Annotated in this window: 25 protein-coding genes and 2 tRNA genes; 15 read left to right on the forward strand and 12 right to left on the reverse strand. The window is 40.0% G+C overall.

Features of this window, described 5'->3' with window-relative positions; all coding sequences use genetic code 11:
- The first annotated feature begins 62 nt into the window (after positions 1-62).
- The 6 genes from fadB (at position 63) to B9T24_RS07805 (ending at position 7,003) form a co-directional block, all read left to right on the forward strand.
- Complete coding sequence (gene fadB, locus B9T24_RS07780) at positions 63-2,216, forward strand: fatty acid oxidation complex subunit alpha FadB (protein WP_086165258.1); 2,154 nt, start codon at positions 63-65, stop codon at positions 2,214-2,216.
- Between the two features lie 12 nt (positions 2,217-2,228).
- A complete protein-coding gene (gene fadA / locus B9T24_RS07785) occupies positions 2,229-3,401 on the forward strand; it encodes an acetyl-CoA C-acyltransferase FadA (RefSeq protein ID WP_086165259.1) in 1,173 nt (390 codons plus the stop codon).
- A 173-nt stretch (positions 3,402-3,574) separates the two neighbouring features.
- On the forward strand, positions 3,575-4,426 hold the full coding sequence (locus B9T24_RS07790) for a hypothetical protein (protein ID WP_086165260.1): 852 nt from the start codon (positions 3,575-3,577) through the stop codon (positions 4,424-4,426).
- A gap of 235 nt (positions 4,427-4,661) precedes the next feature.
- On the forward strand, positions 4,662-5,285 hold the full coding sequence (locus tag B9T24_RS07795) for a PH domain-containing protein (protein WP_086165261.1): 624 nt from the start codon (positions 4,662-4,664) through the stop codon (positions 5,283-5,285).
- 180 nt (positions 5,286-5,465) lie between these two features.
- Positions 5,466-6,164 (forward strand): hypothetical protein, encoded by a 699-nt coding sequence (locus tag B9T24_RS07800; protein WP_086165262.1) that lies wholly within the window; start codon positions 5,466-5,468, stop codon positions 6,162-6,164.
- A gap of 392 nt (positions 6,165-6,556) precedes the next feature.
- Positions 6,557-7,003, forward strand: a complete 447-nt coding sequence (locus B9T24_RS07805; protein ID WP_086165263.1) for a hypothetical protein — start codon at positions 6,557-6,559, stop codon at positions 7,001-7,003.
- A gap of 156 nt (positions 7,004-7,159) precedes the next feature.
- Here the strand turns inward: B9T24_RS07805 and B9T24_RS07810 are convergent, their stop codons facing one another.
- The 5 genes from B9T24_RS07810 to B9T24_RS07830 form a co-directional block, all read right to left on the reverse strand.
- Entirely contained in the window at positions 7,160-7,618 is a 459-nt protein-coding gene (locus B9T24_RS07810; protein ID WP_086165403.1) for a hypothetical protein, read from the reverse strand.
- 268 nt (positions 7,619-7,886) lie between these two features.
- On the reverse strand, positions 7,887-8,621 hold the full coding sequence (locus B9T24_RS07815) for a class I SAM-dependent methyltransferase (RefSeq protein WP_086165404.1): 735 nt from the start codon (positions 8,619-8,621) through the stop codon (positions 7,887-7,889).
- 128 nt (positions 8,622-8,749) lie between these two features.
- Positions 8,750-8,825 (reverse strand) — tRNA-Phe (locus tag B9T24_RS07820).
- Positions 8,826-8,960: 135 nt separating this feature from the next.
- Positions 8,961-9,036, reverse strand: a tRNA-Phe gene (locus B9T24_RS07825).
- A 198-nt stretch (positions 9,037-9,234) separates the two neighbouring features.
- Positions 9,235-9,612: a GNAT family N-acetyltransferase gene (locus B9T24_RS07830; protein ID WP_086165264.1), complete on the reverse strand. Its 378-nt coding sequence runs from the start codon at positions 9,610-9,612 to the stop codon at positions 9,235-9,237.
- A gap of 96 nt (positions 9,613-9,708) precedes the next feature.
- Between B9T24_RS07830 and hisB the strand changes: the two genes are divergently transcribed.
- The 5 genes from hisB (at position 9,709) to hisA (ending at position 13,161) form a co-directional block, all read left to right on the forward strand.
- Positions 9,709-10,302 (forward strand): imidazoleglycerol-phosphate dehydratase HisB, encoded by a 594-nt coding sequence (gene hisB / locus B9T24_RS07835; RefSeq protein WP_086165265.1) that lies wholly within the window; start codon positions 9,709-9,711, stop codon positions 10,300-10,302.
- Positions 10,302-10,919: an imidazole glycerol phosphate synthase subunit HisH gene (gene hisH, locus B9T24_RS07840; protein WP_086165266.1), complete on the forward strand. Its 618-nt coding sequence runs from the start codon at positions 10,302-10,304 to the stop codon at positions 10,917-10,919. Before hisB ends, hisH begins: the two co-directional genes overlap by 1 nt.
- Before the next feature lie 134 nt (positions 10,920-11,053).
- Positions 11,054-11,572 carry a DUF805 domain-containing protein gene (locus tag B9T24_RS07845; protein ID WP_086165267.1) on the forward strand — a complete coding sequence of 173 codons (519 nt, stop codon included), beginning with the start codon at positions 11,054-11,056 and terminating at the stop codon, positions 11,570-11,572.
- 107 nt (positions 11,573-11,679) lie between these two features.
- Entirely contained in the window at positions 11,680-12,360 is a 681-nt protein-coding gene (locus B9T24_RS07850; RefSeq protein WP_086165268.1) for a 3'-5' exonuclease, read from the forward strand.
- 69 nt (positions 12,361-12,429) lie between these two features.
- The gene (hisA, locus tag B9T24_RS07855; RefSeq protein ID WP_086165269.1) at positions 12,430-13,161 is read left to right on the forward strand and encodes a 1-(5-phosphoribosyl)-5-[(5-phosphoribosylamino)methylideneamino]imidazole-4-carboxamide isomerase; all 732 of its coding nucleotides are present in this window, start codon (positions 12,430-12,432) and stop codon (positions 13,159-13,161) included.
- 51 nt (positions 13,162-13,212) lie between these two features.
- Here the strand turns inward: hisA and B9T24_RS07860 are convergent, their stop codons facing one another.
- A complete protein-coding gene (locus B9T24_RS07860; protein WP_086165270.1) occupies positions 13,213-13,764 on the reverse strand; it encodes a helix-turn-helix domain-containing protein in 552 nt (183 codons plus the stop codon).
- 88 nt (positions 13,765-13,852) lie between these two features.
- Here B9T24_RS07860 and B9T24_RS07865 point away from each other — a divergent pair, with 88 nt between their 5' ends.
- Positions 13,853-14,749, forward strand: a complete 897-nt coding sequence (locus B9T24_RS07865; RefSeq protein WP_086165271.1) for a DMT family transporter — start codon at positions 13,853-13,855, stop codon at positions 14,747-14,749.
- Positions 14,750-14,801: 52 nt separating this feature from the next.
- Here the strand turns inward: B9T24_RS07865 and B9T24_RS07870 are convergent, their stop codons facing one another.
- A complete protein-coding gene (locus tag B9T24_RS07870; RefSeq protein ID WP_086165272.1) occupies positions 14,802-16,214 on the reverse strand; it encodes an NAD(P)/FAD-dependent oxidoreductase in 1,413 nt (470 codons plus the stop codon).
- Positions 16,215-16,257: 43 nt separating this feature from the next.
- A complete protein-coding gene (locus B9T24_RS07875) occupies positions 16,258-17,589 on the reverse strand; it encodes an APC family permease (protein ID WP_086165273.1) in 1,332 nt (443 codons plus the stop codon).
- Positions 17,590-17,687: 98 nt separating this feature from the next.
- On the opposite strand from B9T24_RS07875, the gene B9T24_RS07880 reads away from it, so the two are divergent.
- On the forward strand, positions 17,688-18,047 hold the full coding sequence (locus B9T24_RS07880; RefSeq protein WP_086165274.1) for a helix-turn-helix domain-containing protein: 360 nt from the start codon (positions 17,688-17,690) through the stop codon (positions 18,045-18,047).
- 343 nt (positions 18,048-18,390) lie between these two features.
- On the opposite strand, the gene B9T24_RS07885 is transcribed toward B9T24_RS07880, so the two are convergent.
- Genes B9T24_RS07885 through B9T24_RS07895 form a run of 3 tightly spaced genes read right to left on the reverse strand, consistent with a single transcriptional unit; the run spans position 18,391 to position 20,405 of the window.
- Positions 18,391-18,783, reverse strand: a complete 393-nt coding sequence (locus B9T24_RS07885) for a DUF4870 family protein (protein WP_086165275.1) — start codon at positions 18,781-18,783, stop codon at positions 18,391-18,393.
- Positions 18,784-18,813: 30 nt separating this feature from the next.
- Entirely contained in the window at positions 18,814-19,440 is a 627-nt protein-coding gene (locus tag B9T24_RS07890; protein WP_086165276.1) for a DUF1294 domain-containing protein, read from the reverse strand.
- Between the two features lie 14 nt (positions 19,441-19,454).
- Positions 19,455-20,405, reverse strand: a complete 951-nt coding sequence (locus B9T24_RS07895; protein ID WP_086165277.1) for a homoserine kinase — start codon at positions 20,403-20,405, stop codon at positions 19,455-19,457.
- Positions 20,406-20,515: 110 nt separating this feature from the next.
- Here B9T24_RS07895 and hisF point away from each other — a divergent pair, with 110 nt between their 5' ends.
- Positions 20,516-21,277: an imidazole glycerol phosphate synthase subunit HisF gene (gene hisF / locus B9T24_RS07900; RefSeq protein ID WP_322853450.1), complete on the forward strand. Its 762-nt coding sequence runs from the start codon at positions 20,516-20,518 to the stop codon at positions 21,275-21,277.
- Positions 21,278-21,644: 367 nt separating this feature from the next.
- Here the strand turns inward: hisF and B9T24_RS07905 are convergent, their stop codons facing one another.
- Positions 21,645-22,262, reverse strand: a complete 618-nt coding sequence (locus B9T24_RS07905; protein WP_086165405.1) for a sterol desaturase family protein — start codon at positions 22,260-22,262, stop codon at positions 21,645-21,647.
- Between the two features lie 105 nt (positions 22,263-22,367).
- Between B9T24_RS07905 and B9T24_RS07910 the strand changes: the two genes are divergently transcribed.
- A complete protein-coding gene (locus B9T24_RS07910; RefSeq protein WP_086165279.1) occupies positions 22,368-23,366 on the forward strand; it encodes an AraC family transcriptional regulator in 999 nt (332 codons plus the stop codon).
- The last annotated feature ends 19 nt before the right edge of the window (positions 23,367-23,385 follow it).

A 23,385-nucleotide genomic window follows, 5' to 3' on the forward strand; every position in this document is an offset into this window, starting at 1 on the left:
AAACTGCGTCCATACTTCAAAACATCAACTTAAGAAGTCCTCCAAAATAAAGGAGATCAGGCATGATCCACGCTGGCAATGCCATTACCGTCCAAATGCTTTCGGACGGAATTGCAGAATTCCGCTTTGACTTACAAGGTGAGTCGGTCAACAAATTTAACCGTGCAACCATTGAAGATTTTAAAGCCGCTATTAATGCTGTAAAAGCCAATAGCGACGTTAAAGGTTTAATTGTGACCAGCGGTAAATCAACATTTATCGTGGGTGCAGACATCACTGAATTTGGTGAAAACTTTGCTCAGGGCGAAAAAGCAATTGTGGATTGGGCAATGCCTGTTCACGACATCTTCAATGCTTTTGAAGATTTAGAGCTTCCTAAAGTTGCTGCAATCAATGGTATGGCATTGGGCGGTGGTTTTGAAATGTGCTTAGTATGTGACTACCGTGTCATGTCTGATGCCGCTCAAGTCGGTCTGCCTGAAATCAAACTCGGGATCTACCCTGGTTTCGGTGGTACGGTTCGTTTAAGCCGTGTCATTGGTATTGACAATGCAGTTGAATGGATGGCGATGGCTAATCCTAAAAAACCTGCTGCTGCACTGAAAGATGGTGCGGTTGATGCAGTTGTTGCTGCGGACAAACTTAAAGATGCTGCAATTGACTTGGTTAAACAAGCGCTTGCTGGTCGCGTAGACTGGAAAGCAAAACGCCAAGAAAAACTAGACCCTGTGAAGTTAAGCCCAATCGAACAAATGATGGCGTTTAACTCTTCTAAAGGTATGGTGCTTGCAAAAGCAAACCCAGCTCAATACCCAGCGCCAAAATTATTATTGGATTCTTTACAAGCAGGTGCAAGCCTTCCACGTAACGAAGCCTTAAAAATTGAAGCTGAAGGTTTCGCTAAAGCTGCGGTAACACCACAAGCAGGTGCATTGATTGGTTTATTCATCAATGACCAAATTGTGAAAAAAACCTCGAAAAAACATGAGAAAGGTGCGCATCCTGTAAACCAAGCGGCTGTATTGGGCGCGGGTATTATGGGTGGCGGTATTGCTTACCAAGCGGCAAGCAAAGGCACACCAATCATCATGAAAGACATTGGTAATCCACAACTTGCACTGGGTATGTCTGAAGCGAACAAACTGTTGACCAAACAAGTTGAACGCAAAAAAATGACTGCTGCAAAAATGGGTGAAACCCTTGCGCGCATTCGTCCAACTTTAAGCTTAGATGAGTTTAAAGAAGTGGATATCGTGATTGAAGCAGTAACTGAAAATCCAAAAATCAAAGCTGCTGTGCTTGCGGACACTGAAAAATCAGTGCGTGAAAACACCATCATTGCATCAAATACTTCGACGATTTCAATTACACGTTTGGCAGAAAGCCTACAACGTCCTGAAAACTTTGTCGGTATGCACTTCTTTAACCCAGTTCACATGATGCCTTTGGTTGAAGTGATCCGTGGTGAGAAGACTTCTGATGAAGCAATCGCGACGACTGTGGTTCTTGCTCAAAAAATGGGTAAAACACCAATCGTAGTCAATGACTGCCCGGGCTTCCTTGTGAACCGTGTATTGTTCCCTTACTTTGGTGCGTTTGACTTTCTTCTTAAAGATGGTGCTGACTTCCAACAAGTCGACAAAGTCATGGAAAAATTCGGCTGGCCAATGGGTCCTGCTTATCTTATTGACGTTGTCGGTATTGATACAGGTGTTCATGGTGCTGAAGTCATGGCGGAAGGTTTCCCTGACCGCATGAAGCCTGACTACAAAGGCGCGATTGAAATCATGTACGAAAACAAACGTCTTGGTCAAAAGAATGACGTTGGTTTCTACAAGTACGAACTTGATCGTAAAGGCAAGAAAGCCAAAAAAGTTGATCCAACAGCGTATGAGCTTGTTGCATCTATGGCGACCACTGAAAAACACGAGTTTGATGCACAAGAAATCATTGATCGTATGATGCTGACTTTCTGTAACGAAACTGTTCGTTGCCTAGAAGACAACATTGTAGCGACTGCTTCTGAAGCAGATATGGCGATGATTATGGGTGTTGGTTTCCCTCCATTCCGTGGTGGTCCATGCCGTTACATCGACCAAACGGGTGTAGCTGAATACGTAGCACTTTGCGACAAATATGCACACTTAGGTAAAGCTTATGAAGCGCCACAAATGTTGCGTGACATGGCTGCTAACAACAAAAAATTCTACGGTTAAGGAGCAACGTGAATGGCTACTTTAAATCCGCGTGACGTTGTCATCGTTGATGGCGTACGTTCAGCAATGGGTAAAACCAAAAACGGTATGTTCCGCAATGTACGTGCTGACAGCTTATCTGCTGAATTGGTTCGTGCTTTAGTTGCTCGTAACCAGTTTGATGTCAACGAAGTTGAAGACCTCATCTGGGGTTGTGTTAACCAAACCCTAGAACAAGGCATGAACATTGGTCGTAACATTGCGTTATTGGCTGACTTACCAAAAACTGTTGCAGGTCAAACTGTGAACCGTCTTTGTGGTTCATCTATGCAGTCTATTCATACTGCTGCGGCGCAAATTGCGACCAACCAAGGTGATGTGTTCATCATCGGCGGTGTAGAGCATATGGGTCACGTCGGTATGATGCACGGCATCGACCTGAATCCTGAAGCATCTAAACATTATGCAAAAGCGTCGAACATGATGGGCTTAACCGCTGAAATGTTAGGTCGTATGAATGGCATTTCGCGTGAAGAACAAGATGCGTTTGGTGTTGAATCACACCGCCGTGCTTGGGCTGCTACGCAAGAAGGTCGTTTCAATAATGAAATCGTGGGTGTTGAAGGTCATGATCAAAATGGCTTCAAAATCCTATGCGACATCGACGAAGTTATTCGTCCAGACGCTAACCTTGAATCATTCAAATCGTTACGTCCTGTATTTGATCCTAAAGGCGGTACAGTAACTGCGGCGACATCTTCAGCTTTGTCTGATGGTGCTTCTGCAATGTTATTGATGTCTGCTGAACGTGCTCAAGCATTAGGTCTTAAGCCACGCGCTGTAATTCGCTCTATGGCGGTTGCAGGTTGTGATGCTGCGATCATGGGTTACGGTCCAGTACCAGCAACGCAAAAAGCGCTTAAACGCGCTGGCTTAAGCATTAGCGACATTCAAACATTTGAATTGAATGAAGCATTTGCTGCACAAGGCTTGTCTGTCATGAAAGGCTTAGGCATTTATGAAAAACAAGACCTGATCAACTTAAACGGTGGTGCAATTGCACTGGGTCACCCATTGGGCTGTTCTGGTGCACGTATCACCACGACATTGCTTAACGTAATGGAACAGCAAGATACGCAAATTGGTCTTGCGACCATGTGTATCGGTTTGGGTCAAGGTATCGCGACCATTATCGAACGTGTTTAATGTTTAATTAAATACTGAGATAAAAAGAACCCCGCTTAGTGCGGGGTTCTTTTTATCTATTTTTAAAATTAAGATGCTGAAATATATTCATTTAAAGTAAAATTTTTATTAAAGCTTAATATTATTTATGCATAATGCTCAAGCAAATTCATCAAAATCAAATAAGAGCACTTATGAAAAAAATTGTATTACCCCTTATTGCTAGTTTGGCATTTACTGGTTGTGCAACTACAAAAATTTCCCCTGAAGCGCGCCAATATTTAAATCGAACACAGTCTGAGATTCAAGTAAAACCCGTTGCAATTTTAGTCAACTCATGTTTGCTTACCAATGAGCTTGGTAAAGATTTAGTGCTGAACGAACCATCTCAGCTCACCAGTGAAAAGTTTATTCAAACATTTACACAGCAATTAAACCAACACGGTGTAAAAGTAAGTGAAACAGCTGCTCCATTCATTTGCGGGGCAATGTCTGAAGAACAACTCAAAAAATATGAATTTCAAACAACTCCAAATACAAAACGAGCATCAATCAACACATATCCGCTTCTCAATCAGGGCAATGCCAATATGACTGCAGAACAACGTGCAGCCGTTTTAGCATTAAATCAATTCATTGCTAAGTCAGATGAAGTTAATTTAGCAAATGCTCAAAATCAAAAAGCGAATCTAGCAAGCCCGAAATTAGATGATGCGACGATTCATACATTAAAAGATTGGTCACAATCTAACTACATTTTTGTTGCATCACTAGATGGATTAGATGCTTCCGTAGGCTCAAAATTCGCGTTTGGCGCGTTAAGTGTAGGTGTAACACTTGCAACAATGGGCGCAGGTGCAGGATTAGTGACAGCATACTTACCCAAAGAAGGTCAGCACTATTCTGTACGCCTTTTGGATTTAGATAAACAAGGATTTGTGTGGAATAAATATGACATGCTTAAGGGCAGAATTTTCTCTGCTAAAAACCATACTGTCCAAGCCGATGCAATTTTAAATCCGTTATTTGAAACTACGACGAATTAATCGCAATATTATCATTCAAAGCAGTATAAAAACTTTCAGCTAGATGAAATATGGCGAGTAATGTTTAGTTAAATACCAAGATAAAAGAAGAATCTCCGCTCTATGCAGGGATTTTTTATCACATCAATATGCGTTTTAATATTTTTTGAATGATTAAAATTCAAAAACATGAACTAGACAGAACAACGCACTGCAAATTATTATCACAATTTCAACAAATAATAAGGTTCTAACAATGTTTAAAAATATGGCAGCCGATTTAATGGGAACAAGTGATATCGGTAAAATTATTGAACCGAGAGATTATGATAAGACTGATATAGATGACTATATTTTTCATGAAGACAATGAAAAAATATTTTTTCTAATCAAAGCTAAAACAGATGAATATTGTTTTACCAATACTGCTTTTATTCATCTTGATGGTACGAGTGCGGTGAGTAAAAAACGGACTTTAAATCGCTATCCATATAAACATTATCAGATCAGTCGAGTGTTACTTGAAACGGCGGGCACGATTGATCGGGACGTTGAACTCAAGTTCCAACTTGGAGCAGCAACTTATTCAATTGATATTGAAAAATCACAAATTGAGAAAGTCCGTGATTTATATAAGGCACTATTTAGTATTGGCGAGGCATGCAAAGAAATTGAACGTCAAACATCAACGCTGATGCAAACACAACAAGCCGTGAATAATATGTTTTCTCTGCGTGAGCTGCCTGAACAAGTTGTACTTAACTTACCCGACATTATTTGCCAAACCACACTTCAAGTTGAAGAAAATCTGACTAAACGTCGTAAACAAATTGAAAACTATGATTTTTCTACAATTTTTGAACGCTACCTCAAACAATAAATAGCATTATAGAATCACCGTCAAATTGAAAAAATGCAGTCTCAATCTGATTTAAATATTTGGAATATTTAATATTTTTGTAAACATCCTCGCTTTTGTGGGGATTGTTTATTATTGTTCTATCAAGATTTTTATAAGTATTTATTACTATTTAATATTCAAAATACTGGGAGTAAATGGATGTTTATATCACTCGCAAAGACAACGATTAGCTTAGGCATCATTGCAACAATCCTCACAGGATGTGCAACTTCAACTTTAATTAAAAAAGACACTCAAACCTACACCAGAACCAACAAAGTCACACTGGTTGAAGATACTGTGGTTGCTTTTGGCAAGCCTGCTCAAACAACAGCCAATTTACCGCAAAATAGTTTAGTCATTGCTGGACAAAAAAATAGCTATATTCTGACTCAAGGTGGCGCACAGTTTGTCAACTTAATCAGTAAACTTGATCCTAGCAATATCCAAATAACCAAAGAGTTACAATTTTTCTCTGAAAAAAATGATGGTCATTTTTCAGGAATCTTGCCTTTATCTTATGTCAAGTTACAAGAAGATATTAGCAAAAAGGATTTAGCATTTTTTATCGAAAATGGTGCAGAAGAATGTTCAACGTCAAGTGATAGACGCATGAATGCTCAACGCTTTTGCTTTAATTTAAAATTAGCAGGCGTGGTCTACCCTGTTGCAAACAATATTGCTTCGCTCAAAGCATTAAGCAAACCTTATCAAGTGATGATCTATACCAACAATCAAGAAAGCTATAAATCAAGTTCAAAAATGAATCCCTTAGAAAAATTGGTTTTACTGCCATTTGCGGTCGCCATTGATGTTATTTCTTTACCTTTTCAAGCGGCTGAAAAGATTTTTGATTAATTCAATTTAATTGCTTATGGTTATTGAACCTGTTTAATTCTTCAATAGTGCAATAAAAAAATCCCCGCTAAGTGCGGGGATTTTGATTTAAAGACCTTTAAATGTACGGTGAATTCCCCCTTTCCTTCAAAATTCATAGAAAAATTTTCAAAAGCATACTGGTGATGCTCTTTTGATTTCTCAGCATCACGTTGAATAAATTAATATCAGGTCATCTCCAACCATTAATAGCATGTAACCATTGCGCAACATCCTGTTATAACTCTGTAATTTTAGTGGAATATTCACACAATTAAAGGTGACTTATTCAGCATATATCAAAACTTAAAAACAATAAGCGCTACCATACATCACTTCAAATATTCCACATTATTTATTCAGGATTGTGACTCATGAATGCTCTTCAAACTGCTATGGCACTGGTTTTCGTTGCAGCTACGACTTCAGCGATGGCGACTACACCTGTAGAAGCAACTCCAGCTGCAAAAGTTGCCACTATTCAAGCACACATTAAAGCAGATGCAGTTCAAACGACAACTGTTGCAAAAAAACAAGCCAAAACCACAACGACTGCTGTTACAGAAAAAGCGACTGAAGTGAAAGATGCGGCTGCGCAAAAAATTGTTGCTGCAAAAGATGCAACCATTACTCAAATGACTGAAGTAAAAGACGCGCCTGTAGCACAAATAACTCAAGCAAAAGACAGCGTTACTGCTGAAACAGAAGAAGTAAAACAAGCTGTAACTGAACAAGTTGCTCAAGCTGAAGAAAAAGTTGAAGCGGTAAAAACTGAAGAGAAAAAATCATTCTTCTCTTGGTTTAAAAAGAAAGCTGCGTAATTTCGGCTTAAAATCAAAGTATTGATAAAAAAGGATGCTATTCATTAGCATCCTTTTTTTAAATCAAAATATTCGTGTTTATGTAGATGGTAGCGCATCGTGCTATTTGGTGCAGTTACCGCTGGTTGAGACAGATAATCGATCTCATTTCACCCATCAACGATTGATCACACCAAATGAAAATTGCTCTCGACTAATTTGTACATTGGTCGCATTACGGTCTATACCAAAAGGTGCGAGCATAATATACAAACCTTCTCGGGGATCTGGGGATTGCAGACCTTTTGCAATCGCCAAAACATGTTGCTGTAACCCCCATGGCAAGGTGTTTAAATCTGGCATTGGCCCCTCAGGCACAAGATCTAAAGTGGTCACAATGGTTGGATCAACCACAAAGTTTTGAGTATCTAGCTGTATTTTCATGACTCTATGCTGCAAAGCTTTGACTTCTTGAGGATCTTCTTGATATTGAATTATTCCTGTTTCAGCTCTTAACTCAGGTTCTGCTAAAGTTCTTAACATCGGCAGTTCAACCGTATCGGCAAAAGTCGCAGAGATAGGAAAACTGAAAGCAAGTGTAACAATCACAAAAGACGCATATTTTAGGAGATTCATGGCAGCTCTACTCAAAAAAATAAAAGTAAATAAACAACCTTCAACAGCTATAATTATATAATAAACCATCGAATGAATGCCTTTTGTTCTGATCAATGGTCTTAAGCAAATTCCAACTTTTGTTCAAAAATAATTTAATTTTTCCTCTTTAACAAGATCAAATCCTGTATCAAAAACACAATACCAATCATATTAAATAATTATAAATCATGATCTTATATTAAAATTACAACATGAGCATCATACTTGTAAAGAACGTGCTAACGCTTTATTTTTTCAGCGTTCCAACACGCATAAGTACAGGAAATGTTACATCTAAGTGTTCAGGCGCAGCTTTTAAGGCCTTTGAAATCAATTGAAGTGGATCATCAGCATGCTGCTCTTGATAATGTTTTAGTGCTGACCATGTATTTAAATAACTCAGCAGTTGTTGCGCTGTCCATTGATAGTGTAAAGATAGCGCTGGTACAGCCTTTTCTTGAAAAGGAAAGGGAATGGTTTGATAGAGTTCATCAATATAACGGCGCTCACGGTCCCAATAATCCTTTAAGGTTTCAAAATACAACTGCTGAATCAAACGATTCAGTGCAGCATCTTGCAGCTGAATTAAGCCATAGCCAATAGCCGCCACAACACCTTGCGGTTTAAGCACGCGTTTCACTTCAAGATAAAATGCCTCAAAGTCAAACCAATGAATAGCTTGGGCCACCGTGACCAAATCTATAGATTGCGTGGGAATAGTGGTCTGCTCTGCCGCTTGCACTTGATAGCTGACATTGTCGAAATAAGGCGCATGTTGTAACTGGGCATCGCTGATATCGGTTGCCACCACATGATCGAAATACGGTGCTAACAATTGGGTGAATTGCCCAGAACCCGCGCCACAATCCCATGCAAAGCCACTCTCTGGCACATGCTGTAAAATTTCTTTTAAAATCTGTATGGAATAGTTTGGACGGGCTTGTTTATAAAGCAGACTATGCTGAGAAAAGAGATCTTTCATTGTTTTAATGTTCAAATCAATTTTTATAAAATGACTATACTCAGAAAAATAACCCACTGTCATGCAACTTGTCTAACAATTTCAAGCATAAAAAAACCCTCAAACAATGTTTGAGGGTTTTTTGAATATGGTGGCGAGACCCAGGTTCGAACTGGGGACACACGGATTTTCAATCCGTTGCTCTACCGACTGAGCTATCACGCCAATGCCGTGTATTAAGCCGTATCTCAGGACATTAGTCAATATAATTCATCACATTTTTATTTGATTGAATATTTTTTACCCAAAAAAAATCCCTGATGGGATCAGGGATTGAAATCTTGAAATAGATTTTGAATATGGTGGCGAGACCCAGGTTCGAACTGGGGACACACGGATTTTCAATCCGTTGCTCTACCGACTGAGCTATCACGCCAATGTCGCGTATTAAACAGTTTAAGTGTTTTTCAGTCAAGTTACTTTTGTGCTTTTTAAAACAACCGTTTATTTTTACAGCAAATCCATACTGATTTGATGATTTTTTAGTGAATACTCAAGCCATTATTCAACTTTTTACTTTTCTTACCCGATAAAAAAACAGCTCAATGGCTGCTTTTTTATCATTCAATCCAGCTTAAATTTTTTCTAAATTGGCTAAGCAACGATGAATTGCGCCACATCCGGGTTCAAAAACTTTAACGCCTTTGGCTTCTTCCATACGACAAACTTCACTCACCAGCCTTTCCGCAACACCACGCCCACGGTTAGCCGGATGAACCACGATATTTTCCAAGGTCTTACTTTCCCCTTGTCCAGTGCACCAAATTGCCCCAATCACTTTAGTATTAAATTCTGCTGTGTAAACTAAGGTATACTGAACCAAGTTTTGCTCTAGTTGTTCAATGGCATCCTGCCCATCACTAAATTCTGGGCTGGTGTCATACAGTCGCTCAAGCTGGCTGCGCACTTCGTCATTTTCTAGTGAAGTATAAGCATGTACGGTAATAGGCATTGATTAACCCTCCTGAGCAATCTAATATGCGGTGATTTCGTCACCGCGAAAAAACATTTTACATCATCATTTTTGACGTTTTTGAGGAACGTGTCTATGACGCAGCGTATCAGTGAAGTGGTAAGAAACACTAACGAAACCAAAATTCGAGTTCGTGTGAATCTTGATGGTACGGGTCAAGGCACCCTCAATACAGGTGTTCCATTTTTAGACCATATGATTGATCAAATCAAGCGACACGGCTTATTCGATATCGACATTCACTGTGATGGTGATTTAGATATCGACGATCATCATACCGTAGAAGACTGTGGTATAACGCTTGGTCAAGCATTTGCACAAGCCTTGGGTGACAAAAAAGGCTTACGTCGTTATGGTCATTTTTATGCGCCACTGGATGAAGCTTTAAGTCGTGTCGTGGTCGATTTATCTGGTCGTCCCGGCTTATGGATGGATATTCCATTCACTCGCGCACGTATTGGCACCTTTGATGTTGATCTATTCTCTGAATTTTTTCAAGGCTTTGTGAATCATGCGCTGATGACATTACACATTGACAACTTGAAAGGTAAAAATAGTCATCACCAAATTGAATGTGTCTTTAAAGCCTTTGCACGCGCACTGCGTATGGCCTGTGAAATTGATCCACGTGCAGAAAACACAGTGGCTTCAACCAAAGGAAGCTTGTAATGACCCGTATTGCCCTTCTTGATTATGGCATGGGAAATTTACACTCTGCCGCCAAAGCCTTAGAACATGTGGGTGCAACTGTAGATGTGACCAATGATCCCAAACTGATTGCCCAAGCGGATAAAATTGTCTTTCCCGGTGTCGGTGCAATGCGTGACTGTATGCAAGGCATGCATGAAGCAGGGATTGATGACGTGGTACGCCATGCTGTATTTAATAAGCCTGTGCTGGCGATTTGTGTTGGTATGCAAGCGTTAATGCAACACTCTGAGGAAAATGGCGGTGCAGATGCACTGGGTATTTTTGAAGGTGAAGTGAAGCGTTTTCCTGATATGGCAGGTTTAAAAGTACCCCATATGGGCTGGAACCAAGTGCATCAGGCAGACCCAAGCCATCCCATGTGGAAAGACATTGAACAAGATGCACGTTTCTACTTCGTACATAGTTTCTATGTTGAACCAAAAAATGCCAATCTTGTGGCTGCAACCTGTGATTACGGTCTAGAATTCTGTACGGCAATTCATCAAGAAAACTTGTTCGCGACTCAGTTCCATCCAGAAAAAAGTCATACCGCAGGTTTACAATTATTGAAAAACTTTGTGGAATGGGATATTTAATTTTATTCCCGCAAAAAAGCCCGCATCATGCGGGCTTTTTTATTGATGTACTATCTGCTGTTTAATCTTGGCTAAAAACCGATTATTATTTGACTGCTTGTTAAAAAGACCAACTAAAAAACTGGAACATAATAATGAATAACTCTGTAAATGACTCTGTGCTGAATGCTGCTGGGCGCTTTAGTCGCTTTTCTTACCTTGGGTGGAATGGCCTCTTATTACTCGTCATGATGCTTCTAGGCATCATCGTTGCCATAGCACTCCCTAGTTCTGCTCCAGACACGAATCAAGATATGCCTGTCTTTGCCATGATTATTTTAGGCATACTGTATATTGCCCTCATTTATTTTAGTTTTATTTTCGCTGTTCGCCGCCTGCATGACCGCAATCACAGCGGCTGGCTCTCTTTGCTGATGCTGGTGCCTTTTGTGAATATTGGTATGGCGCTGTATTTAACTTTTGCCAAAGGCGATGCGTATGCAAACCAGTTTGGTTTGCCAAGAGTAACTCGAACATGGGAAAAAGTTTTGGGTTGGATTTATGTGTTAATTTTCCCCATCGGTATTTTAGCCGCCATTGCGATACCCGCTTATCAAGACTATGTGCAGCGTGCTCATGAAGGGCAAATCGAAATACAGCAAAAAGCGGAGTAAAGCGATACATCAAAACACAGCTCTAAAGCCTGCATTTGTGCGGGCTTTATTTTTGCCATTACGCTTAAAACACGTTAGTCTTCAAAAAAGCTTAAGTTTTATTTCTAATGAATAATTTCAGCCTTCATCAAGTTTTACCCAGCAAAGAACAAATTCAGCAATTACCTGTATTTCAAAATCTTCCATTACAACAAATTCAGGTGATTCACTCGCTGCAACAATGCCATGCCATTGAACAAGAACTCAAAACTTGCACCCTGTTCGGTTTTGACACCGAATCTAAACCGACGTTTAACAAAGGTGAGGTTTCAACTGGCCCTCATCTCATTCAATTGGCAAGTCGTGATCAAGCCTATTTATTCCAAATAAATCCCTCAATACTTGAGTTCCTAAAAGCTATTTTTGAAAATAAAAATCAAATGAAAGTCGGCTTTGGTTTAAAAAATGATGCTCACTTATTCCGTAAAAAAGGCATTGAACTGCATAATGTAATTGAATTATCTAAATGTTTTTCAACATTTGGCTTTAGTAACCCAGTGGGGCTGAAAAATGCCATGGCGCTTTTATTTCAAGTCAACTTCCCCAAAAGTAAAAAAATAAGTACCTCAAACTGGGCACGAAAAATACTCACCCCACATCAAATTCAATATGCCGCTGCCGATGCCTATGCGCCTGTACTGGTTTTTGAAGAATTATTACGTTTGGATCTATTGCCCAAAACGATTACCAGTCATTTATTCAAATTAAGCATGCAGCCGAACACAATAAAAGCTGAAACTGATGCTTAGAAATTTGCCAATATTTTGCTAAGATTGCAGGTAATACATTCTTTATAAGATTTGGCTAGGAGCGCAAGCATGCTGATCATTCCAGCAATTGACCTGAAAGATGGCAAATGTGTCCGTTTAAAACAAGGTCGTATGGAAGACGATACCGTATTTTCTGATGATCCCGTTGCAACGGCACAGCATTGGGTCAATGAAGGCGCACGTCGCTTACATTTGGTCGATTTAAACGGTGCTTTCGCAGGTACGCCAATTCACAAACCTGTGGTTGAAGCAATTGCACGTGCACAGCCTGAACTCCCTATCCAGATTGGTGGTGGCATTCGCTCACTTGAAACCATCGAACACTATTTAGATGCCGGTGTATCTTTTGTGATTATTGGCACTAAAGCCGTTCAAGACCCTGCATTTGTTGAAGAAGCATGTAAGAAATTTGCCGGTCACATCATTGTCGGTATCGATGCCATGAATGGTATGGTCGCAACAGATGGTTGGGCCAATGTGACTGACGTTAAGGCCACTGATTTGGCAAAACGTTTTGCCGATGCTGGGGTATCAAGCATTGTTTATACTGACATCGCACGTGATGGCATGATGCAAGGCGTGAACATTGAGCAAACGGTAAATTTAGCAACCTACTCAGGCTTACCTGTGATTGCGTCTGGTGGTGTCACCAACCTAGATGATGTCCGCAACTTAAAAGGTCAACCAGGTATTTTAGGTGCTATTACAGGTCGTGCTATTTACGAAGGCACATTGAACCTTCGTGAAGCACAATCCTTATGGGATAACGAAGCTCTCTAAGTTTACAGAGGCTAAAAAGAGGTCTTCGGACCTCTTGTTGATGCTTCAAATTTAGTACACCACATTACGAATAAATTTCACTGTTTGATCACTTAAGTTCTGATAACAGTATTTTACTGCGCTGGAATACACCAGTGAATCTCCTGCTTGCAAAACCTTTGACACACCCGCTACATCCAGTGTGAGCTGCCCTTCAATGACATACAGCATTTCATGCCAGCCTTGTGGATCAGCTTCTGCTTGATACTGCTCTTTGGGTTCCAGCGACCACACCCAAAGCTCAACGACTTGTTTTGCTGGTATAGATGTCATCAGTTTAGCAAAACTTTCTTTGCTTTTGCCTTGCCATGCCAATTCATTAATCACAGCTTGATCCTGCTGACTCAGAGGGCTGACTAATTTACCAAAATCGACCCCTAATCCACTCGCAATTAAACTCAGTTTGGCGAGACTAATATTATCCTGACCCGATTCAATGCCAGCAATCATACGTCGGCTCACCCCAGCTAAATCAGCCAACTGTTGCTGACTCAACTGCTTCAAATCTCGAAAATAGCGCACATTATGACTGACATGTTGTAAGACTTGACTGGGTTGACTCATATTTTTTTACTCAAAATCAATGCGCACTATATTGCACAAAAGATAAAAATGAAGCAAGATTCGTGCAATATATTGCACAAGCATTCAAATGAACACTGCACTTGCCCAACATAACAAAGCACCTCAAGTGGCTTTAATCCTGATCACCCTCATTTGGGGAGGGACATTTTTAGCCGTACAATATGCACTCAATTATAGCTCTCCAATGTTTTTTGTCGGCTGTCGTTTTTTAGCAGCAACGATTATGATCGGATTACTGACCCGATCTCATTTAAAAAGCATCACCAAACAAGAACTGTATGCAGGCAGCTTAATTGGGTTCACCATTATGCTGGGTTACGGCAGCCAAACCATTGGCTTACAAAGTATCAGTAGCAGTGAATCGGCTTTTTTAACCGCGCTGTATGTGCCCTTAGTCCCAATTTTACTGTGGTTGATTTTCCGTAAACGTCCTCATGTGATGACATGGATGGGGGTATCTTTTGCCTTTATCGGTTTAGTCTTTCTCACCGGTAATGGTCTACAGCAAATTTCACTTAATTTTGGGCAAATTTTGACACTGTTAGGTTCAATTGCCATTGCACTGGAAATTATCCTGATCAGTTATTTTGCCGGAAAGGTGAATATTCAACGTGTTACGGTCATTCAACTGGCCATAGCATCCTTATTGGCTTTTGCATCCATGCCTTTGGTGGGTGAACAGCATTTACCTTCATTTTCTTGGACTTTGGTTGCAGTCACAGTTGGATTAGGCTTAGCCAGTGCACTGATTCAATTAACCATGAACTGGGCTCAACGTTCAGTTGCTCCCTCTCAAGCCGCAATTATTTATGCAGGGGAACCCGTTTGGGCAGCACTTTTTGGACGAATTGCAGGAGAGCGTTTGCCTGCCATGGCTTTATTGGGTGGATTATTGGTGGTGATCGGAGTGATTTTAAGTGAATGGAAGCCTAAGTTTTTGAAGAAAAAAGAAATGCTCGACTAAAATATTACGCCAAAAAGAAGGGAGTCATTCCGACTCCCTTTGATCGTACGTTCTAGAATGACACCATTTTTCCGGGATTAATCATTGCCCCTAGCCCATAAGCACTTTTGGCCACTGGAATCATGACAGGTGCAAGCGCACGGCCAAATAGAATGTCTTGATGCTGAATACTGGTCAGCATATTAAAGTCATCTGCTTTGCCACAAAAATCATCCGCAATGGCTTTACCAATACGCACCGTTTGTGCCACACCATGACCACTCCATCCTTGCACGGCATAGATTGGGAATTTATTGCCAAATTTACGACTGTCCGCAGCACCATTCATGGTGAGATCTGTGGTACCACTCCAAACAAAATCAAGTTCGACATTTTTCAATTGTGGGAACACATGTTTAATTCGCCCCAATAAATATTGATGAGTTTTTTCTGGATTCCAACACGAACCCGTTCCCTCACCACCAAACAATAAACGGTTTTTAGAGACACCACGGTAATAATCAATCTGGAACTGTGTGTCATACACTGGTGCATCGCTCGGCAGTAATACTTGTAAATCAACTTCTAAAGGTGCTGTGGTACAGACATACGTATAAAACGGAATGGTGGTTTGGTTATGTTCACGTAGCAGTTTAAATGAAGCATGATGCACGCCCATCACCACACTTTTACGCGCTTTAATAATGCCTGAATTGGTCGTGACATAAATACCATCTGCACGTTCTTCTACAGATACAACTTCGGTTTGCTCATAAATTTTACCGCCATTTTTACAGAAGCCATAAGCCAAGCCACGGTTTAAAGCCAATGAATGAATATGCCCACCCAATGAGTCCAATAAACCACCACAGTAGTTGTCGGAATTAATGTGTTCCATCAACTCATGCTTACCAACAACTTGCGTATGTGACTCAGCTAGAAATTTACGTGCATCAGAACCTTGAGTCAGGCCAACCAAATGTCCTTCATGCACGGCTGCGGTAATATGACCGCGCTTACGTTGTAACTCCAAATCATATTGATCGGCAATAGAATCAATTAAGGACATCGCTTCAGTCGAGGTGAAATGCCATAGTTTTTTAGCATCGGCATAACTGAATCGCTCAATCATCTCGGAAGCTTCCCAGCGCGCTAGGCCAGGCGTCAGTTGTCCACCATTGCGACCTGAAGCTGCACTACCAATTCGGTTTTTCTCAACCAGTACCGTATCTACGCCCTGCTCAGACAAATGTAATGCGGTAGAAGCACCCAATAAACCGCCCCCAATCACCACCACATCACACTCAATGTCGGCACTTAGTGCCTCAAACTGATGCCACTGTTGCAGTGAGCTTTCATAATAGTTTGCAGGAAAATTAAACTCACCACACCGAGGATTAACCCAGTTCCATTCTTTTCCACTTTGCTGATTCCGACTTTCTTTAAATTCAACGTCTGCTACAAATACTGGCTTATCGATTTTCATGTTGTTCACTCTCTATTTTTTTAATTCAGATTTAAACGTAAATTCAGTACGCATTGCCAATCACAATATTTTGCTTTTTCAGTTTCTTATACAGGAATATCAGCACACCAACAGACAACCATGCACAGCCGCAAAGCAGTGCCGATTTTTCAAGGTTGAACCATAAACACATAATGACGGCTACAGAAATGAGCGGTAGAACTAAATTTTTCAACTTATTTTTAAAACCTTGGCGTTGTTTCTCTATCACATAAAATTTCATAAAAACTGAGAAATTAACTGCGGTAAAGGCAATCAGTGCACCAAAACTAATCATGCTCACAACCGTCGCTAAATCAAGAGCAATCGCGGTTAAGGAAATAAAACCAATGGTCAGGACAGCGTACAATGGCGTTCCCAATTTGCTATGTAGCTGACCAAAAGTTCCTTTATGGAAAATGCCATCTTTACCCATAATATGAATAAGACGAGATGCACTGGCATGTGTTGCCAACCCTGATGCAAAAGTATTCATAATTTGTGCACACAGAAAAACTGCTTGGAATAATGTTCCGCCAACATACAACACGATTTCTGGTAAAGCCTCATCTGGATTATTAAAACGAACATTGCTTGGGAAATACAATTGAATGAACCAAGATGCCGTAATAAAAATCACCCCACCCAGCAAAGTCGTTAAAATCACTGCACGTGGAATTGTGTATTTCGGGTCTTTGGTTTCATGCGCCATGGTGGTCACAGCATCAAAACCAAGGAATGAAAAGCACAAAATTGAAGCCCCTGCAATTAACGGCAGAATTGAGCTATCACCATTAAATAACGGTGCAATGGTCAGAACATGTTCATAACCTTGTGCCGATCCAACGCCCTGAATGACCAAATAAACAAACAGGCCCATCAACAGCAATGGTGCGGACACAAAGATCAAACTTAAATTTGCTAAAATATTAATTCGGAAACAGTTAATCAGCGTCACAAGTCCAGCAAACAAACTGACCCAGATCCAATACGGTACGCTTGGAATAACCGCTTCTAAATAAATACCTGCCAATAACGCATTAACTAAAGGCAATAAAATATAGTCCAATAAGGAACACCAACCGACAAAAAAACCCACCTTTGCGCCACAAGATTCTGCTGTATAAGTATAAGCCGAACCTGAATTGTCAGTGACCTGACTAAAACGTGCATAACTGACCGCAGTGAGTAACATCGCGATTAATGCCAAAATATATGCCATCGGCACACGTCCATCGGTAATACCTGACACAATGCCAAAGGTATCAAATACCACCATTGGGGTCATGTAAGCCACCCCAATAACCACCACTTGCCACAAAGACATTTTTTTGAAAGCAACTTGCGTTTTTTCCATTTATGCCACCTGAACTATATTTCATTGTCGTTAATTTTTCTTTTGCAACGACTATGCCATATAATAAAAAGACAGGATTTTATAAATGAGATAAATAAATGCCGAAATACTCACTTGAGGTTAGAAAAGAAGCCATTCAGGCTTACAAAAAAACCGATTATAAGGTTGCTGTTTGCAAAGAATTTAACATCTCTCGGGTCACCTTAGATGCTTGGATTAAGCTCGAAGAAGAAACGGGAGAACTCCACCCTAAACCCAGTAAAAACCGTGGTGCACCCAGTCATATTAAAGATTGGAATAAATTTCAAGTATTTGTAAAAAAAACAAAATTTCAAAATATTAGTGATCTTGTTCCATTGTTTGAACAAGAATTTGGTTACACTGTTTCCTATGCTGTTTTAGTCCGTGCCATTCATGTTTTAGGCTTACGTCGTCGTCGTGGACGCTTCTATGCTTGATTAAAAAATTCTCATATTTTTATATCAATCACCATGCTTAATTTATATATTTAAATGTACATAAAAGTATATTTATTTTATTAAAAACGTAAATTAAAATTATTAAAAATGTAAATAACTAAAAATAAAAAAGTAAATTTATTTTATTAAAAAAATAAATTAATAATATTAAAAATGTAAATTTATTAAATTCAAAAAGTAGGGTTTGTTTGTGTAATATGCAAGATATCGTGCAAGCCATGCAAAAAAATAGTGCAAATTGCGCTAAGAGTTGGCATCAACACAACGCAGTCGACATAAAAAAGGATGGCATTTGCCATCCTTTACATCCATTCAAATCAAACTACTGATACATTGCTTGATTATCATTCAATCGAATCATACCGCGAATGGCACGATAGACAATCCAAATCCAAGAAATCCCAACCACGAGAATACAGAACGTGGTTGCAATCAGTGCAACACCTGCGAAAAGATCGGCATTTTCACCAGTAAAAAACAAGAAAAAGAAGGGAATAAAAGCAATAATATTCCAAAATAAATACCACCAAAAGGTGCGAATTTGCCAAGTAAAGTGACTTGCAAAAATAGAACCACGGACATCACTGCGTTTGACATAGTTAATAATTAACGCCACGATCGCCAACAAACCACCAGAGAAAATAGCAATAATATAAAGGATATAGAGCACTAAAGTCAGCGTACGATTCGCATCTTTATCAATAGAATAATTCATTGTTATACCTTTTAAAGTCGTCATTCCCTTTTAAAACTTTAGGACATTTAAAGGAGAAATGAGCCATAGAATCAAAAGAATGTTTAAGGCTATGGTACAAAAATAAATCTTTCTAAACGGTTGTTTTTCTGTTTTATGTCGCAATTTTTCTTGTGCCAACCACGCTGTAGGCCAGCCGCCAAGAAAAGATAAAATATGTAAAGTCTGTTCAGGTACACGGCGATTGCCCTGTAGCGCCGCTTCTTTATCTTGTGCATACATCCAATAAGTCATGGCGTTGATAATACTAATAAACAACAACACCATTCCATTGAGTAATCCAGCGATACTAAAAACAGCCAGTGCCAAAATATAAGCAATACAAGCGATTTGCATCGCTTTTAATTTTTGTTGTTGCTGTCCATTTCCTTTTTTCAGTTTCGTGATTTTTTCCTGCATTTGTGAGGCTTTAAGGTAGGTAACTTGTTGCGCACGGAAACGTCCCTGTCCATCCAGTAAGACTTTATATTCCAGTGCACAGCCCACGATAGGTCGTGGCCCTTGACGCGCAAAATCTTTAATATGTAAAAATACGCGATCTTTCGTCGCCTCATTCGGTTGAATAAAGCCATAGCCTTTTTCATCAAACCATTCGACTAAGCGACCCTGATCACGCATGTTCACTTCCCTATTTAAGCCGTAACAAACTTTAGTCGTTCTATAAGCATATTACGCATCTCTTGTGGGTTTTTCTGCAAAATATCACCCCCAGTTCGTCCCTGTTGTGTATTTTTTTGTGCGACTTGTAAACGCATGAGCCAGAAACGTGCAGCGGCTATCGCCAAATAAATTTCCAAACAGGCTTTTTCATCATCGGTTAATGGACGCACCGTTTCATACGCTGCTAAAAAAGCCTGTGCTTTGACTTCATTTAAATGAACTTCAGGATATTCGGTGCAGAAGTCATTTAAAGTAATGGCAATATCAAACAGAAACTCATCTTTATTGAGTTCGTAGAAATCTAGAATACCGTTGAGTTGATTGCCATTAAATAAAGTATTATCCCGAAATAAGTCGGAATGAATAAAACCTATCGGACGATTTGGATAGACCGCAGTCAGTGCATCATACAAACCAAGGACTTCACTCAATAAAATAGCATCCGCAGGATTTAAAGTCGGTTTTAATTCTTTAGCGACTTGTAACCAATAATCATGGTTGCGATATTCTGCCCGTTCCAGTGGAAAGTCTTGTAAAGCCACATGTATTTTTGCCTGTGCAATCGCAATGGCTTCTGCCTGTGCTAAAGTCGACGGCATCGGGTGTTCACCCATCATGCGTGGCGCAATTTGCGCAGGCTTGTCTTTCAGGCTATGAATCGCTTTACCCGCATAATTTAAAGGTACGGGTACGGCCAAACCATGCTGAGCTAAATGCTCAAGTACAGGAACCAACTCTGCTGCACCTTGCTCATCCATTTCTTCAAATACAGTCAGTACATACTGCTTTGCATTTTTACCAACCAAAAAATAGTTGGTATTTTGAATACCGCCTTGAATGGGAATCAGATCAACGACCTCTAAGCCATAAGGCGCTGCAAAAGTCTGAACTTCCTGTAAAGTCAAAGTGGTATAAACCGACATAGAAAACCTGCAAAAAAACTTACATAATTTTGCTAGAATACCTTCTCCCACTACCAAGGTGTAGCACCTTCGTGGCGAAGTTTCATAATCGACTGTTATTTTTGGAAAAAATTATGCTGGCTAAACGTATTATTCCTTGCCTTGACGTAGATAATGGTCGAGTAGTGAAAGGCGTTCAATTTCTTGATATTCGTGATGCAGGCGATCCCGTTGAAGTTGCACGCCGTTATAATGAACAAGGTGCAGATGAAATTACCTTCTTAGACATTACCGCAACATCGGGTGGTCGTGACACCACTTACCGTACTGTTGAACGTATGGCTGAAAGCGTATTCGTGCCGTTAACCGTGGGTGGTGGTGTTCGTAAAGTCGAAGATATTCGTTTATTGTTAAATGCAGGTGCAGATAAAGTCAGCATTAACTCCGCTGCGGTGTTTAATCCAGAATTTGTACAAGAAGCATCACAACGTTTTGGCGCACAATGTATTGTAGTTGCTATTGATGCGAAAAAAACGGGCAATAACAAATGGGAAATTTTCACCCATGGCGGTCGTAAAGCAACGGGAATTGATGCGATTGAATGGGCGGTAAAAATGGCTGATTTTGGCGCAGGCGAACTGCTGATCACCTCGATGGACGCTGATGGTACCAAAGCAGGTTATGATCTTAAATTGATGCGTCAAATCAATGATCGTGTCACCATTCCAACCATTGCATCAGGCGGTGTCGGATGTTTACAGCATTTGGCTGATGGTATTTTACAAGGCGGTGCAGATGCTGTTTTAGCTGCCTCTATTTTCCACTTTGGTCAACACACCATTCCTGAAGCGAAACAATATCTTGCAGCTCAAGGGATTGAAATGCGTCTTTAATAGACCCATTGATCATTAAAATAAAAAAGAGTGTTTAAAGAACACTCTTTTTTATTTTAATCAGGATCAAAACTTTGTGATAAAAAAAAGGAGCCTTTAAGACTCCCTATAAACTCAAAAAACAACAGCGCGTGGTTTTTTGCAATCTCTAAACCATACCATAAAGCCTACAGACCCTCACCAACTTAAGGATCTTACAACTTTACAGTGCTGCAAATATAGATTAAAAAATCAGCATAATATTGACCATTCATGCCAAAAATATTGACAAATTGCGACAACAACACTTAAACAGGCGAAATAATTCACCGAATATCAATGAATAAAATCAATGTCATCAAACTCAAAATGTCAGGACAGCCTATTTTTACACCTCTGCCTTGAGCTCTAATTTAGACACTTTTTCTACCCATTTAGCTGGAAAATAGCGTTCTGCTACAAAATTGAGTCCTTTTGCAATCGGTTGTGGAAGTGCAATGCCCAATGGATTTTGTTCTTGCAAATCTTTCGATGAAATAACCCGTGTACCCAAAAGATAATCAAACCACGGCTTGGTCACACACCAATTGGCATCCTGATTCGAATTCATGTGATGGTCATAGTGCCACGGGATTTTTTTGATTGCCCAATCAGGTTCTAAATGTGAACGGCGATGAATGTAATAATAATTACATGCACTATAGACCGCAGCCGCAGCCATTCCCTTCGATAGCGGATAAAATAATACACTGGCTGTACCCGCCACCACCGCTAAAGAAACGATTTCATTTTTAGTCCGCCAATTCGAAATTCCTTCGACATAGCCATGATCATGAAAATCTGTTTTACGCACTTCACGATGGTGTTCCCAATGTGACTTCATACTGTCTGGTACGGGGCTATAACGTGGTTTTCCACTACGATGCGTACCATGCAAAATATACTTATGCGCAACCCATTCAAAGCCATTGGCCACCACCAGTCCAACCAAAAAACCTTTCCACATTTTCATTTACTCCCTATATAGTATTGAATATAGAGGATGAAATGTGCTAAATATTGACTGTGAAATGGAACTTCATTGACAAATTACGACAACAAAAAGATTAAAATGCAGAAATTTAAAGATTACACAGGCTCTGTCTACGGTGGACTTGGACATTTACTTTATGCTTATAGCCAAGCCAAAGGCTTAGCTATTTCTGAAAAACTGCAACAAGTTCAAAATTTAGAACGCTTTGACTACAGTCTTTGGCGCGACTTACTGACAGATATAGAGCAGCATGTTCAAGTCCCTGCACTGGGCTTAAATATTGCTGAATATGTACAACCAAAACATCTGGGAATCATTGCTTATATTGCACTGTCTTGTAATACCTTAGGTGAGGCTTTGTATCGTTATCATGACTTTCATCGCCTGCTTTACGATGGTAGTCCTTTAGAGGTGAATATACAGGGGGACTATGTCGCTATTAACTGGGGCAATATCCCCTTTAACCTGACCACTCAAGTGACCAATGAAATTGCGATTGCATTAATGCTGCAATTTCTTCGCCTTTTTATGGAATTTGAAACGGTTCATATCCATGAGGTTCATTTCACCCATTCTGCGCCTAAAAATGTTGTGCTATATGAGCAATATTTCGGTTGCAAAGTCCGCTTCTCCCAAGCCATCGCTCAAATTATTTTACCCATTCAAGAACTGGCAAAACCGTTTCGGCAAGGTGACCAGACCTTACAGCAATTGCTGATGCAACAAGCGCAAGCCTTATTAGAAAAACTGCCTCATTCCACACAACTCGATCAGCGTATTCAACAGGCCATTTTAACCGGCTTACAAAAAAACCTGTATCAGATTGAACCCATCGCCAAACAATTAAATATGTCGGTACGGCAACTTCAGCGCCACTTACAACAACAAGGCACGACCTATCAACAACGTATGCAAGAAGTTCGACATCTATTGGCGGAACAATATTTAAGAGATCCACATCTAGCTTTACAAGAAATTGCGTTATTACTGAGTTACTCGGAACAAAGTGCTTTTCAACGTGCCTTTAAACAGTGGACGGGTTCGACCCCACAACAATGGCGCAAACAACAAGATTAAAAATATCTCATCATGTTGT

This window comes from Acinetobacter sp. ANC 4654 (genome assembly GCF_002135425.1).
In the GTDB taxonomy this organism is placed as follows: Bacteria; Pseudomonadota; Gammaproteobacteria; order Pseudomonadales; family Moraxellaceae; genus Acinetobacter; species Acinetobacter kyonggiensis.